The organism is Amycolatopsis sp. cmx-4-54 (genome assembly GCF_046548895.1).
In the GTDB taxonomy this organism is placed as follows: Bacteria; Actinomycetota; Actinomycetes; order Mycobacteriales; family Pseudonocardiaceae; genus Amycolatopsis.
Map to the genome: position 1 here is coordinate 88072 of NZ_JAEBEJ010000015.1, position 12683 is coordinate 100754.

At 66.3% G+C, this 12683-nt stretch carries 15 protein-coding genes; 8 read left to right on the plus strand and 7 right to left on the minus strand.

All coding sequences use genetic code 11. The features are described from left to right. Positions 1 to 60: 60 nt before the first annotated feature. The 3 genes from ACLJQ7_RS36565 to ACLJQ7_RS36575 form a co-directional block, all read right to left on the minus strand. A complete protein-coding gene (locus ACLJQ7_RS36565) occupies positions 61 to 2127 on the minus strand; it encodes an AbfB domain-containing protein (RefSeq protein ID WP_410652740.1) in 2067 nt (688 codons plus the stop codon). Positions 2128 to 2199: 72 nt separating this feature from the next. After that, on the minus strand, positions 2200 to 3285 hold the full coding sequence (locus ACLJQ7_RS36570) for a hypothetical protein (RefSeq protein WP_410652741.1): 1086 nt from the start codon (positions 3283 to 3285) through the stop codon (positions 2200 to 2202). A gap of 505 nt (positions 3286 to 3790) precedes the next feature. Then, the gene (locus ACLJQ7_RS36575; protein ID WP_410652742.1) at positions 3791 to 4084 is read right to left on the minus strand and encodes a hypothetical protein; all 294 of its coding nucleotides are present in this window, start codon (positions 4082 to 4084) and stop codon (positions 3791 to 3793) included. A 44-nt stretch (positions 4085 to 4128) separates the two neighbouring features. On the opposite strand from ACLJQ7_RS36575, the gene ACLJQ7_RS36580 reads away from it, so the two are divergent. Further along, the gene (locus tag ACLJQ7_RS36580) at positions 4129 to 4611 is read left to right on the plus strand and encodes a GNAT family N-acetyltransferase (RefSeq protein ID WP_410652743.1); all 483 of its coding nucleotides are present in this window, start codon (positions 4129 to 4131) and stop codon (positions 4609 to 4611) included. A gap of 17 nt (positions 4612 to 4628) precedes the next feature. On the opposite strand, the gene ACLJQ7_RS36585 is transcribed toward ACLJQ7_RS36580, so the two are convergent. Further along, positions 4629 to 5039 carry a hypothetical protein gene (locus tag ACLJQ7_RS36585; RefSeq protein WP_410652744.1) on the minus strand — a complete coding sequence of 137 codons (411 nt, stop codon included), beginning with the start codon at positions 5037 to 5039 and terminating at the stop codon, positions 4629 to 4631. Between the two features lie 302 nt (positions 5040 to 5341). Here ACLJQ7_RS36585 and ACLJQ7_RS36590 point away from each other — a divergent pair, with 302 nt between their 5' ends. Beyond that, positions 5342 to 5746, plus strand: coding sequence for a hypothetical protein (locus ACLJQ7_RS36590; RefSeq protein WP_410652745.1), 405 nt, complete (start codon positions 5342 to 5344; stop codon positions 5744 to 5746). Beyond that, positions 5740 to 6048 carry an amidohydrolase family protein gene (locus ACLJQ7_RS36595; protein ID WP_410652746.1) on the plus strand — a complete coding sequence of 103 codons (309 nt, stop codon included), beginning with the start codon at positions 5740 to 5742 and terminating at the stop codon, positions 6046 to 6048. Before ACLJQ7_RS36590 ends, ACLJQ7_RS36595 begins: the two co-directional genes overlap by 7 nt. Positions 6049 to 6104: 56 nt before the next feature. Here the strand turns inward: ACLJQ7_RS36595 and ACLJQ7_RS36600 are convergent, their stop codons facing one another. Further along, positions 6105 to 6563, minus strand: coding sequence for a MarR family winged helix-turn-helix transcriptional regulator (locus ACLJQ7_RS36600; protein ID WP_410652747.1), 459 nt, complete (start codon positions 6561 to 6563; stop codon positions 6105 to 6107). A gap of 164 nt (positions 6564 to 6727) precedes the next feature. On the opposite strand from ACLJQ7_RS36600, the gene ACLJQ7_RS36605 reads away from it, so the two are divergent. The 3 genes from ACLJQ7_RS36605 to ACLJQ7_RS36615 are packed head-to-tail and all read left to right on the plus strand — an operon-like array spanning position 6728 to position 8493. Next, positions 6728 to 7225, plus strand: a complete 498-nt coding sequence (locus ACLJQ7_RS36605) for a cupin domain-containing protein (protein ID WP_410652748.1) — start codon at positions 6728 to 6730, stop codon at positions 7223 to 7225. Positions 7226 to 7285: 60 nt separating this feature from the next. Continuing rightward, positions 7286 to 7444 carry a hypothetical protein gene (locus tag ACLJQ7_RS36610; RefSeq protein WP_410652749.1) on the plus strand — a complete coding sequence of 53 codons (159 nt, stop codon included), beginning with the start codon at positions 7286 to 7288 and terminating at the stop codon, positions 7442 to 7444. Beyond that, positions 7441 to 8493: a LuxR C-terminal-related transcriptional regulator gene (locus ACLJQ7_RS36615; protein ID WP_410652750.1), complete on the plus strand. Its 1053-nt coding sequence runs from the start codon at positions 7441 to 7443 to the stop codon at positions 8491 to 8493. The genes ACLJQ7_RS36610 and ACLJQ7_RS36615 overlap by 4 nt, the downstream gene beginning before the upstream one ends. A 16-nt stretch (positions 8494 to 8509) precedes the next feature. Here ACLJQ7_RS36615 and ACLJQ7_RS36620 read toward each other — a convergent pair whose 3' ends face one another. Next, the gene (locus tag ACLJQ7_RS36620; protein WP_410652751.1) at positions 8510 to 9448 is read right to left on the minus strand and encodes an SDR family oxidoreductase; all 939 of its coding nucleotides are present in this window, start codon (positions 9446 to 9448) and stop codon (positions 8510 to 8512) included. A 36-nt stretch (positions 9449 to 9484) separates the two neighbouring features. Here ACLJQ7_RS36620 and ACLJQ7_RS36625 point away from each other — a divergent pair, with 36 nt between their 5' ends. Both ACLJQ7_RS36625 and ACLJQ7_RS36630 read left to right on the plus strand, forming a co-directional pair. Beyond that, the gene (locus ACLJQ7_RS36625; RefSeq protein WP_410652752.1) at positions 9485 to 10729 is read left to right on the plus strand and encodes an FAD-binding oxidoreductase; all 1245 of its coding nucleotides are present in this window, start codon (positions 9485 to 9487) and stop codon (positions 10727 to 10729) included. A gap of 391 nt (positions 10730 to 11120) precedes the next feature. Next, on the plus strand, positions 11121 to 11594 hold the full coding sequence (locus ACLJQ7_RS36630) for a VOC family protein (RefSeq protein WP_410652753.1): 474 nt from the start codon (positions 11121 to 11123) through the stop codon (positions 11592 to 11594). Between the two features lie 401 nt (positions 11595 to 11995). Here the strand turns inward: ACLJQ7_RS36630 and ACLJQ7_RS36635 are convergent, their stop codons facing one another. After that, positions 11996 to 12679: a glycosyltransferase gene (locus tag ACLJQ7_RS36635; protein WP_410652754.1), complete on the minus strand. Its 684-nt coding sequence runs from the start codon at positions 12677 to 12679 to the stop codon at positions 11996 to 11998. Between the last annotated feature and the right edge of the window lie 4 nt (positions 12680 to 12683).

The following is a 12683-nucleotide window of genomic DNA, read 5'->3' on the forward strand; positions in this document are numbered from 1 at the left end:
GGCCAGCCGGGGGCGTGGGAGCGTTTCCCAGGCCCCCGGCCGGAGCAGGGACGAATTCGGTCAGTTCGCGAAAGCGGGCATGAACACGAGTATTTCGTGAGTGCTGGAGTTCCAGGTGATGTAGCCGTGCTCGAAGTTGCTTTGACGGCCGATGGGGATGGTGAATTCGTCGCTGGTCGGGAAGCCGAGCCTGCTGTTTTCCGCGCCGAGCGAATTCCATCTGTCCCGGATGGAACCCATCACGAATCTGGCTCCGGTCGACGGCGTCCAGTAGATCGCCATGTTATGGCCGTGGAAATTGATCATCGACCGGTTGGTCCCGTTGACCTGGTTGGTACTCGGCAACAGCCACTTGTGCCCACCGAGACTCAGGTACCGGGTGAGGATCTCGCCGTTGATGAACTTCGCGCCGGTTTCCGGGCCCCAGTACAGGCGGCCGTTGGTGAACTCGCGGAACCGGACCCCCGCGTCGTGGACTTCCGCCGCCTTCGGAGTTCCGGCGAGCCCGCGCAGGCCGTCGTTGTTGAACCAGTCCAGCATCAGTGGCGTCGACACTTCGGGGTTCGGGGCGACCACGAGCCAGTGCGAGTCTTCGGTGAAGAGCCGGTCGGTGTCGAACCAGTTCCCGCCGCCCTGCTGGGCGATCCAGAGCTGGGCGTCGATATGCCGCAGAATCCGGCCGGGGTGCGCCTTCGATTCCAGCTGGACCTCGGCGCCGTTGCGCCGCGGGCACCAGGTGGCGTCCTTCTTGAACTGGTCGGTGCCGTCGTTGCCGTGCAGTTTGACCCGCAGATCCTGCTGCCGCAGGTAGTTCCCGGCGCGGTCGGTGGACTCCAGGGAATAACACAGCGGGTCGGCGAGGCCGCCCGCCACCTTCCAGGTCGCGTTCGGCAACGGCTTGGTTCCGTCGGTGCCGGGGTTCCCGGTGGTGATCCACGCGTCGCCTCCGGCACTGTAGACGTGCCAGCCCCGGACGCCGGGGGTGTAGGTCCCGAACGACTGGGTCAGTACCTCGTACTGGCCCGTGCGCAAGAACGTGATCACCGCGTCGCGGTTGCCCGCCAGCGCCGCGTTGGCCGCCGCGACCAGCCGCGGCCGCAGGCCGCTGTTCTCCGCGCGGACCTTGAGCTGCCGGACGGCGTCGCGGTTGGCCTGATCTTCCTGCGCTTCACGGCGTGCCTTGTCCCGTCCGGCCGCCGCCTTGAGCCCGGTGTCGATGAAGGCCTTCCACACTGCCGGGTCCGTGCTGCGGGAGGCGCGCTCCGCCGCGTCCTTGATCTCGATGTTCGCCGGGTTGGCCAGTTCGGGCAGCCGCAGCAGCTCACGGATGAAGACGTCGTTCTCGGCGTCCAGCCAGACATTCTGGAAGGTGGCCGGGATCTCGGCGACGGCGGTGCGCCGCTTGATGTCACGCTCCTCCCTGGCCGCCTTCTCGGCGTTCTCCTGCCGGAGGCGTTCCAGGTGTTCCACGATGTCCTGCTCGGCGAGGTCGAGGATGGTGACCTCGATGAAGGATTTCCAAGCGGCGGCGTCGCCCTTGTACGCGGTCATCGCGCCGCTCTGGACCTTGGAGCCGCTCTTGGCCCGGCTGGCGACCTGGAAGACGAAGTTGCGGTCGGTGAGGTCGAGCAGCACGGGGTCCAGCGGGATGATGCGGGCGTTCTCCAGTGCCTTCATCCGCGCGCCGATCCGGTCTCGCCGTTCGATGTCGCGGAGGATCTTCTCGTCGTGGTCGCGCTGGACGAATTCGTGGATACCGGTCCGGATGAACGCCGAGGCGTCGGCGACGGTGAGGCTGTAGATCCGGGACGCTTCCGCCTTGGTGCGAGGGAAGTTGTCGAGGCTGATCTTCTCGTAGACCTTGAAGACGAAGTTCTTGTCGGAGAGCCTCAGCCAATCGTCGGTCGCCTCGCCGACCTCGATGGCCTCGACGGCCAGCACCTTGTCCCGCTGTGACGCCGGGGGAACGGTGGTCGACTCGATATCGGGTTCCGCGGTGGGCACGGCGGGCGGCACACCCTGGCCGGGAGGTGTTTCGGCCGCACCCGCCGGTGCGCCCAGCAGCCCAGCGAACACGGCGGCGACGGCGGCCACCGCTACGCCACGGCTGAACCATGGCCTTGACATGGACGTTCTTCGCATACCCCAGTCACCTATTCTCGAGAGGAAGCCGCCGCGGGAAAGCCGGGCGGCGGATGATCAGCTCGGGTTCTTGATCCGCTGCTCGCCTTCGAGCGCCTTCCGCAGCAACGACTCCCAGTACGCGACGTTTTCGCCGGAGAGGGACCGGTTGTCCGTCCAATCGCCTTCCGCCGTCCTCGCGGGATCGATGATCGCTTTCCAGTTGGGGTTCTGCGCGGCCTGTTGCGCGGCGAGCAGGATGGCGTGCCAGGTCTCCGCCTGCTGCTGGGCGAAGTCCCTCGCCTCTTCCCATTTCGACCGCACCGGCGAAACTTCGGTGCCGACCTTGCGCCAGGCGGCCGCGGCCTGGTCACGGGCCTCCTTGCCGGCTTCGCCTTCGATTTCCCGCGCGGCCTTCTCGGCGGCTTCGGCGTCGACGATCAACTGGGCGATCGTCAGTTGCCATTGGCGGTTGTCGCGCAGCATCCCTTCACGGAAGGTCTCGATGTCCAGCCGCGCGCCTTGTGCCCAGCCCCAGGCGAAGAAGTCGGTCAGGTCGTCGTCGGTCGATCCCTCGCGGACCGCGTAGGCCGCGGCGAATCTCACCTGGGTACCCGGATCCCGGTCGGCGAGCATCCGCACGTATCGGCGGTCCTCCTCGACGAGGGCGCGCTTCTGTTCGCCGAGTTCGGCGCGAAACTTCTGGTCCCGCGCCTTGGCGGCTTCGTAACCGCCACCATGACAGAACTGTTCCCGCTTGGACGCGGTCGCCGTCAAATAGAGGTTCGCCGCGTCGTGGACCTCCGGCGAGTAGGCCCGGAGATGGGTCTCCAGCAGCCGCCGGAGGAATCGCTTGTTGCCTTCGTCGCGGTTGAGTGCCCGCTGTGTCGCGTATTCGAGCCCGCCGCCGGGATAGCGGAGGAACTCGATGGACGCCGCCTCCGGGTCTTCGCTGAGCAGAGCGGTCCACGCGTCGGTCTTCACCGTGCTGTGGACGCTGTACCTGGCGTAGCTCAGAACCTCCCAGCGGGCGATCTCGCCGGGCGTCATCGCCGCTGCCGTGGCGTGTACCCCGGTTTCGGCTGCGAGTCCCGACGGAACGGCGATCGTCCCGGAGAACAGCGCCGCGGCGCAAAGCGCGCAGGACAAAATACGCTTGTACACTCCAAGCCCCCAGTCAGCTTCGGTGCAGGTTGAATTAACGGGGACCCTTCTCGGACGGTGCCGGGAAAGGTTTCGGTGGCAACGGCATCCAGAATCGAGGCCGGATCCGGCGATGAATTCGACGCCTTGCGAATCTTCGTCGCGAGAACGCCACTGATTTCCCGGTGACCGTGTCAGTCACCGGGAAAGGGGTCGGGTTTCGTCAGTGGCCGCGTATCCGGCGGGTGTCGGTGGTGGATCGGCAGGCCGCTCCGGCAGACGGGCCATCGATGGCTCGCGTGGAGTGAAGGTGGTGGCAATCGCCGCGATCCCATGACAGATCGATCATCGGTACGTACCCCGGAATCCCCAGTACCGGAATTCCCCCAGTGAAATTCCGGTTCTGATCCTACCTAACCGCGACTGGCTGGTTCGCGCAAGATGCGCCCCGCAGGTGAAAAAGTCACCATTGGGGCGGGGTTCTTGTTGATCGTCAAGCGCCTCAGGGTGGCGGAGGCGCGCGTGGTCAAGGAAGTGGAGCCGTCGCGGTAGGTCTCGATGCACGCACGCACCTGCGCCTGGAGTTCCGGGGGCACGGTCTCATCGGTGAGATGCGACGCGGCGAGATGGCTCCGTTCGTGAGTACCGCGATGGGTTGTGAAGTCGAGCCGGCCGCGGACGGCCGGGGTGGTCGAGACTTCGTCCGGGTGACGAGGTCGGTGTCGATGACCACGGTGGCCGGCTCGTCGCGGGAGCAGCCGTTGCTTTGGGCGACGGCGATGGCGTCGTTGTCGACGTAGGCGACTGCGAGGTCCGGCACGTGTGTCTGGGCGATGTGCTGGACGTTGCCGGGATAATCGCGGCATGGACACCGTGGACCTGCGCCAGGCAACGCCGGCCGACAGCGAGTTCTGCTTCCAGCTCCACAAGACCGCCATGGGCGGCTACGTCACGACCGTGTGGGGCTGGGACGAAACAGCCCAACGAACCTACCATGAACGCGCCTTCCAGCCGGACCGTTGGCAGATCATCACCGTCGACGGGATCGACGCAGGAATTCTGGTCGTCGAATATCGCGCGACCGAAATCTACTTGGGGAGAATCGAACTCCATCCCCACTGCCAGGGACGCGGCATCGGCACCCAGCTCATTCAGTCTCTCGTAGACATCGCAACCCAACGAGATCAGGACCTGGTCCTCGAGGTCCTCGCCGTCAACACGCGTGCCTATGCTCTCTACCAACGGCACGGTTTTCGTGAGGTGAGCCGTCACGGAGACAACCACCACAAGATTCGCATGCGTTTGCCCCATCAGCAGACCAAGGCGTCAGGGCCGCTGCATACTTGATCCGCGAGGATCGACGGCTACTCGCTTCCGATCTCCTTACGGAGCGACGTGATGAAGGCGCGCAGTGCCGCGATGGTCTTGTCTTTGTGCTCCCGGTCACCTGTTTTCGCGCGCCAGCATGACTTGGCGAAGGAGTCCGCGTGATCACGGGTCTCCTGACCGCACAGCAGGTGGATGGCCGCGCGGCCTTTCTGCAATCGGGTCTGCCATTCACGCAGCTCGCTTGGTTCGAATGATTCGAGCCAGTCTTTGCTGCCGCTGCGAAGTTCGAAGATGTTCGTGCCCGCGCTGACCAACTCGGCGGCACCGGTCAGTTTCTGATCGCGCAACCACCTCTGCTGCTCACCCCTGCTCTTGATCCAAGCCCCGAGCAGGGCACCCGAGAAACCGAGCAGCGCACCGATGACTCCAGCCAAGACAGCGATCACACACGGAGACTAGTACATCGACGTGCCGCCAAAACCGGCACAGCCCGCAGGACCGCTCGTCTGCACGAACGCGCCCGTGCACACCGCGGCTTGGGCAGATGCCACCATTCCGAGGGAAACGAGAGCGAAGCACGACGGCATCTCGAAGCCGCAAGCCACCGCGCCTCAGTTCGCGCTGCAAAGTTCATTCAAGGTTTCCTCAAAGTCTTCGGTGCACTATGACGTCACCACGGGGGTTCGAAGGCAAGACCTGCCCACTGAGGGCTCCCGCCGTGGCAGGCGATTCCGATTGGGAGGACAACTTGAAATCCAGAAAAGTGCGCGCTGCGGCAGGCATCGTGATCAGCGCGATTCTCGTTCTCACGGCCAGCGCCGGAGCCGGGGTGGCATCCGCGGCCGAAGCACGGGCCGGATCCGAGGCAGGCGTTCAGCACTACGACTCGTGTACGGCGAACTACTTCTGCGGGTACGACTGGCTCACCGGCGGGAACATGGTTTTCCAGCAGAACGCCTGTGGTCTGTACAAATTGGCGGGTTCCCCCGCCATCGACAAGATCGCGTCGATCGACAACAAGTCGACGCACACCGTGCTTCTGCTGGACTGGGTGGGCTACTGGGACGTGATCTGGGAATCCCTCCCCGGTAACTGGGGCGACCTGCCGGCGGCAGCACACGACAAGGCGGACGGGATTCTCATCTTGTGCTGAGAGGGGATGGTGCGGCGGCGTTGGGTCTCGAGGCCGACACGGGAACCTTGACGCCCGGCAAGTGCGCCGATCTGGTCGTTCTACGGGCTGACGACCTTGACGTCACGCCGGTGCTCGACCCGGCCGGCGCTGTTGTGTTGCAGATGGACCGCCGCCACATCGACGCGGTCTACCGGGCCGGGCGTCCGGTCGTACGCGGTGGCGCGCTGGTGGACGACCCGCGAGACCTGGTCGAGGGCCTTCAGGCAGCTGCCGCCCGTCTCGGTCCACTACCTCGCTCCATCGTCCCACCGCGCTGGTGATCGTGAGCCCGGTGATCATTGCGATGTTGCCGTCGACACCCTCGACGCCGCGCGGGTCAGCAGTTCCCGGTGGCGGAATCGGGACCGAGCCGTCTCCAGATGTCCGCGAGTTGTCGCAGATCATCGGTCTTCAGCCGCTCGAAGAAGTGCGTGCGCAAATCGCTGTGGTGCTGCCGCCGGGCCTGCCGCAGCAGTGTGCGCCCTTCGTCGGTCAGCACGGCGTCCAGGCTTCGACCGTCCACCGCGGATCGGCGCCGCTCGATCAGAGAGCGCCGTTCCAATCGGTCCGCCAGCCGGGTGAAGCCACCTGTCGACATCAGCCGGCGCTCGGCGAGGTCGGACATACGTAGACCCCCGGGGCCGGCTGCGTCCAGCGCGAGCAGTACGTCGTACTCGGCGAGACTGACGTTCACCGCCGACAGGCCCGCTTCGAGCTGGCGCCATAAGCGCTCGTGGGTGCGCAGGAAGCCGCTCCATGCTTCCTCTTCGAGTGCGTTTAGTCGTCCTTCGGTCACGACATCACCCTAGGCCGAGTCCTCGGCTGCTGTCGTGCCGCACGGCGGAGCGAGAGCACCGAGGGAGGAAAAGTGATATAACTGTCTGCACAGGCAGCTAAATATCGAAAGCTTCGAGTTCCGGACCGACGTGCGGCCGGCGCAAGAGTGAAGGAAATCCAACGATGGGAACGAACGAAAGCCGAGCTCACGGTATCCCGACGTTCTCCACTCCGGAGAATGTCGAGAAGATCGAGTACTACAACACGACCTTCGAGCTTCCCCTTCGGTCCGAAACGACCGATGGGCAGTTCCTCATGATCCGGCAGCGCGAGATTCCGGCCGATGCCGCGCCACCCTTTCATGTGCACACCAACGAAGACGAGATCTGGATCGTCAACGGTGGCACCTTCCGGTTCTGGATCGGCGGGTCCTCCCTCGCCACCGCCGAAATCTTCGATCTCGGTCCTGGGGGAGTCGTATACGGGCCGCGCAACGTGCCCCACACCTTCCAGAGCATGGACGGACTCGGCGACGTGACTCTCCTGTTGAGCCCTGCGGACAGCCAGGACTACTTCCTGAACGTCGGCCAGGCCGACTCCCGTAAGGGGACCGAAGACCACCACCAGCTCAAGCGGATCGGTGTGCACGTGCTCGATCGAGCCCCGGTCGACGGTCAGTAGGTGCACTGAACCGGGTGCGGCGTCCAAGTGCCATGCAAACGTACGAAGGGGATTCCGGCGATGACGGACACCGGTGTGACACTGTTGCCTGCCACAACGATCCTGACCATGGACCCGACGACCGTCGACCGCGCTCGCGGCGACCTGCTTATCGGCACGCGCTGGATCGATGATCTTGAGCCGTGGCACGATATGCTGGGCACGGTGACCGGCCGATGACTGTGTCGATGAGACGGTCGGCCGACAGCGTGTACGCGGCGATCGAGCGGCTGGCGCAGCAACGGTCCACGTGTGAGGACTTCCAGTGGCCGGCGGTGTCCGACCTCCGCCGGATCGTGGGCTTCGACTCGATGTGCTGGAATCTGATCGACCCGTTGACTTGGGTTCCCTCGTGGACCGTGGCGGACAACCCGGTCATCGGACGGCAACAGCGCAGGGTGCACGAAGCGTGGGCGTCGTCGGGCGAGTTCACCGAGTTGACCGGCCGGGGATTCGCCTTTACCCGCGTGGACGCCGAGGGTGCGCCGCGCCGCGAGTCGTATTGGTGGGAGATCGCCGAACCCGGCGGGCTGCGTGACGGCCTGTCCATCGCGCTCGCCGCTGACGGCGTGTGCTGGGGGATGCTGCACCTTTATCGCGACGGAGGTCGCCCCTTCACCGCGGCCGACGTCGAAGCGCTGATGAAGATCGCGCCGACCCTGGGTCGCAGACTGCGGCGCAGCACGATCGAGCCGGCAGGCAGGCCGTCTAGCGACGACGAGGCGGGAACGGTGATCCTCGATCGCGCGCTCGACCTGGTCGCGTCGACGCCCGCGGCGGACCGCTGGTTGTCCCGGCTTCCACCGGCCGCACCCGACGGAGACGCGCTTCCCGGCTTCATTTACGCCGTCGCGGCTCGTGCCACTCCAGGCGGTTCGTCGCTCCCGTCGCCACGGCTGCGTATTCGCGCCGATGACGGGACCTGGCTGGTCCTCCGTGTCGCCTCGCTGTCGGAGTCCGCGCCACTGGGGGTGGGAGCCATGGCGGTGACGATCGAACCCGCCCGGCACACCGATCTGCGCCCGCTGTTGATGCGGGCCCACCAGCTTTCCGCTCGTGAGCGGGAAATCGCCGCGCTGGTCACCAACGGTCTGACGAACCTCGAACTGGCCGACGCCTTGTTCATCAGCCGTCACACCGTGTCGGACCACCTCAAGGCGATCTACCACAAGCTCGGGGTCAACAGCCGCAATGAACTCTCCGCCGTCCTGACCGGGAACCGGGGATGACCACGAAGCCTTCGAGTCACGACCAGGTGCCGGGCACGCTGCCAGGATAAAGCTGTTCCGGAGTCCGGGCGAGTGCCTTCTTCGCTTCTTCGGCTTCCGTGCCGAACAGCACTTCCAGCGACCCGGCCGCCACGCCGTCCAGCGCGGCGGCCACCACCTCTTCCGGCGCTACCTTGGGCATGTCGTATCCGGCCGTCATGTCCGTGTCGGTCGCGCCGACGTGCAGACCGACGACCTGTGTCCGTTGGGATGCCAGCTCGTTCCGGATCGTGGTGTTGAGGCCCCAAAGGGCGGTCTTGGCGGCGGTGTAGGAACCGAGGCCGTAGTAGTCGACCCAAGAGAGTGCGGAAAGCATCGTCAGAATCGCGCCGCCGCCGTTCGCCGCAAGGACGGGAGCGAAGGCGCGCACCATGTTCAGTGTGCCGAACACATGGGTCTCGAACTCTCGGCGGACGCGGTCGAGTTCGCCGGAGACCACCGGTTCGGTGAACGAGCTGCCGGCATTGTTGATCAACAACGACACGTCCGACGCGTTCGCCGCCGCCGTGGCGACACCATGGGCATCGGTGATGTCGAGCGAGACCGGGATGACGCGTTCGTCGCCGAGGTGAGCGGGAGCCAGGGTTCGCGGGTCGCGGCACACGGCGTAGACGCGGGCCGCGCCACGGCCGAGGAGTTCGCTCACATAAACCCTGCCCATGCCGCGGTTGGCCCCGCTCACCAGGGCTACCGAGTCGGTGATGTTCACGAGGGTCCCTTCGTGGAAATCCGGGCCGGCAACCCCGCCATCCGAGTGCTGCGGGCAACTGTGCCCCACGGTGGGGTGATCATGAATCCCGCGTTCACGGGATGCCGCCGGTACGGTCCGGATGCCAGCATCACGAACATGGTGCTCAACGAACCGGCTCGCTGGCGGGAAACCGTCCAGGGCGCCGTCATCGAGCCGGGTGACCAACGATTCGCGTCCGCCACCCGGCCATGGAGTCTGACGGTGGAACAACGACCGGTCGCGGTCGTGGTCGCCGCCGACGTCGAGGACATCGCCGCCACGATCGGCTTCGCGGCCAGGCAAGGCAGGCAGGTAGCGGTACAGGCCACCGGCCACGGCGCGATCGACTCCCTCGACGGAGCGATCCTCTTGCGCACGGGTGCGCTGCGCGGGGTGACGGTCGACCCCAGCCGGCGGAGGGCTCGTCTCGGGCCGGGCGTCTCGTGGCGGGATGTGCAGCGAGCCTGCGCCCCGCATGGACTCAGTGGCTTGACCGGTTCCGCCCCCGGTGTCGGGGCGACCGGCTACACGCTCACCGGCGGACTTGGTCTCCTCGCCCGACGCCACGGTCTCGCCGCGCACCGTCTGGTGGCCGCCAAGCTGGTGACCGGTGACGGGCGGCGGCTCAGCGTGGACCGGGATCAGTATCCGGACCTGTGGTGGGCGCTGCGTGGGGGAGGGACACCACCGGGGGTGGTGACGGAGATCGAGATCGAGCTCGTCCCGGCTCCCGTTCTCTGCGCGGGACAGCTCATCTGGTCCGCCGAATCCGCGCCCGAGCTGTTCGGCGCCTTCCGCTCGTGGACGTCGACCCTGCCGGACGAGATGACCACCACCCTTGGGGTACAACAGGTTCCGTCACTGCCGCCGGTGCCTGAGCCGCTGCGGGGGACACGCGTGGTCACGCTGACGGTCGCCCATCTCGGTGAAGAGGAGGAGGCGCGGCGGCTACTGCGTCCGCTGCTCGACCTCGCCCAGCCGCTGAGCGACACTCTCGCGCCACGTAAACCTGACGACCTCGACGTGGCCGGCGTCCCCGCCGACCCGGCGCCCACTCGTGCGCGCACCGAATTGCTGACCGACCTGCCGGACGCGGCGCTGGACGTGCTGACCGACCTCGGCCCGGACTCCGGCCCGTTGATGCTGACCGAGATCCGTCATCTCGGCGGAGCACTGGCCCGGCCGGCCGCGACCTCGACGCCGATGAACCGGGTCGAAGGTGAGTTCCTCCTCGAGACTGTCGGCCTGATCTTCCGCGGGGAAGACTTCAGCGCTCTGGCCATCGAGCAAGCGCGCGTCCATGACGCGGTGCGACAGGTGGCGACGGGGCGGACCCTTCGCTCGTTCGCCAACGCCGGCGACCGGGACGCGGAGCGCTTCTTCAGCCCTGAGGTGATGGCTCTCCTGAGTGAGGTCGCCCGTCGCTATGACCCTGGCACCGTCATCCACAATCCGGCATCCGGATGATCGAGCCGGGAATTCTTGCGAACCCAAGCGGGCGCCGTTGTCGTGCTCGAACCACATCAGACGAGCTAACCGAGGCCCAGCAGATGAGTCAGACCATGCAAGAACGCGTGGCCGAGAGTTTCGAGGCGATCGACGTTCCGATTCGGGAACGCCGAGACGATCCACGGCCGCGAGGCGGTGAAAGAGGCGTCTCACGCCTACAACCAGTCCATCGCCGGTGTGCGGCACGAAATCCTGGATTTGTGGGAGCCCGAGCCCGACGTGGCTGTCGTCGCGCTGGAGGTGGAATACCGACGCCACGACGGACATCGCGCCCGTCTTCGAGCAGCCGTGACCCCCGCGAGGTGGATTCGACGGCACTTCCCCCTTCCCCCGAACAAGGAGATACGCGATGACAGTGCTGAACGAGCCGCGATGGACGCATGTGGCCCTGCCGGTCAGCGAACTCGATCGGTCGGTCGAGTTCTACGAACGGTTGACATCGCTGGTCGTGGTCCGGCGGGTGGACGGCGAGAACATGCGCGTGGCGTGGCTGTCCAACAAAGGACAGGTCGAGACACCATTCGTCTTGGTGCTCGGCCAATTCCTGGGGGACGCGGGGCTGCGCTTCGGCGTTCCGTCCGGCGGTGCGAAGATGCCGATCCTCGCGCCGTGGGCACACCTCGGCATCGAAGTGCCTGACCGTTCCGACGTCGATCGGATCGCGGCGCGGGCGCACGAGATCGGCAGTCCTCCTCGCTGGGAGCCGATGGACATGGGCGAAGACATCGGTTACACCACCGCGGTGACCGACCCCGACGGCAATACCGTCGAGTTCGCCCACAATCAGGGAATCTTCTCCCATATCCAGGAACTCTGGGGCTGATCGGCGCGGCCGACTGGACACAGGCGGAGCGGGCGACGGCACGACGGTGCTGACCGGCCGTAACGGGAACGACCTCACCGCCGAGTTCGCCGAGCTGACCGGCGTGCCCGCCGCAGCGCTGCGAGCGTGCCGCGATGCTCGACCGTGAGGTCGTGGTTTGCAACGAGGCCGGCTAGCTCGACTTCGGCTTCTGGTAGCAGCGACGCGGCCGCTTCAGAAACACCGCACTGCCCGGCGTGAAGGGTGCCGGTCCGGTTTCTGGCGCTCGGCCTTCTGCAGTTCGACCACCAGCCTCGCTCGACGTCTCCACGACCGGGTGCACGGCCACCCCACGTCGGCAGCCCTACCCGGGGAGCAAGACCGCCGAGTGCTCCTGGTGTCGACGGGGGTGTCGCGGAGGTTCATGAGGCTCGGGTAAGGGCACGCAGCAGCGTCGAGAGGCCGTCCGGTGCTCGGCCGTTCAGCCGGGCGCTCGTCATTACTTTCGCTTCCTCGGCATAGGCCAACCGGAATCCGGCATGGGCGAGACGGCGCCACAGGTCGTGGTCTTCGGCGGTCCGGATCGGGAGGAAACCGCCGACCGCGTGGTAGGCGCTCGCCCTGATCGACAGGTTGGCTCCGTAGACGCTCCCGTGGCCCTCGGGAATTCGTGTGTTCGCGAGCAATGCCTTATAGCGTAATTGTGCGTTGGCCGCCAACGCGGTTTTCAGCTTCGCTGTGCCGGCCACGGCGTCCCAGCCCGCTTCCGCCCTGCGGACATGGCGGACCGCCCAGTCTTGGTCGACTACGGTGTCCGCGTCCGTGCTCAACAGCACGGTACGGGCCGACGCGTGGTGATCCAGCCCGCGAAGCAGGTGCTGTGCGCCCAGTGCCCGGATCGCTCCGATCGGGAGGTCGCGCGCGTTGAGGAAAACCTCCGCTCCCGCGTCCCTGGCCAGTTTGGCGGTGTCGTCACGGCAGCGGTCGGCCACCACACAGACACGCCGTTCCAGCTGCGGAGGCAGTTCGCGCAGTGCGACAGCCAGCGCGCGCAGGCAGGCCGGGAGATCGGTTTCTTCGTCACGCGCCGGGATCAGCACGCCCACGGAC

Coding starts and splice junctions, on each gene's coding strand:
- ACLJQ7_RS36615 (WP_410652750.1), top strand. CDS start 7,441: ATGACTGTGTCGATGAGACGGTCGGCCGACAGCGTGTACGCGGCGATC.
- ACLJQ7_RS36610 (WP_410652749.1), top strand. CDS start 7,286: ATGACGGACACCGGTGTGACACTGTTGCCTGCCACAACGATCCTGACC.
- ACLJQ7_RS36565 (WP_410652740.1), bottom strand. CDS start 2,127: ATGTCAAGGCCATGGTTCAGCCGTGGCGTAGCGGTGGCCGCCGTCGCC.
- ACLJQ7_RS36580 (WP_410652743.1), top strand. CDS start 4,129: ATGGACACCGTGGACCTGCGCCAGGCAACGCCGGCCGACAGCGAGTTC.
- ACLJQ7_RS36630 (WP_410652753.1), top strand. CDS start 11,121: ATGACAGTGCTGAACGAGCCGCGATGGACGCATGTGGCCCTGCCGGTC.
- ACLJQ7_RS36605 (WP_410652748.1), top strand. CDS start 6,728: ATGGGAACGAACGAAAGCCGAGCTCACGGTATCCCGACGTTCTCCACT.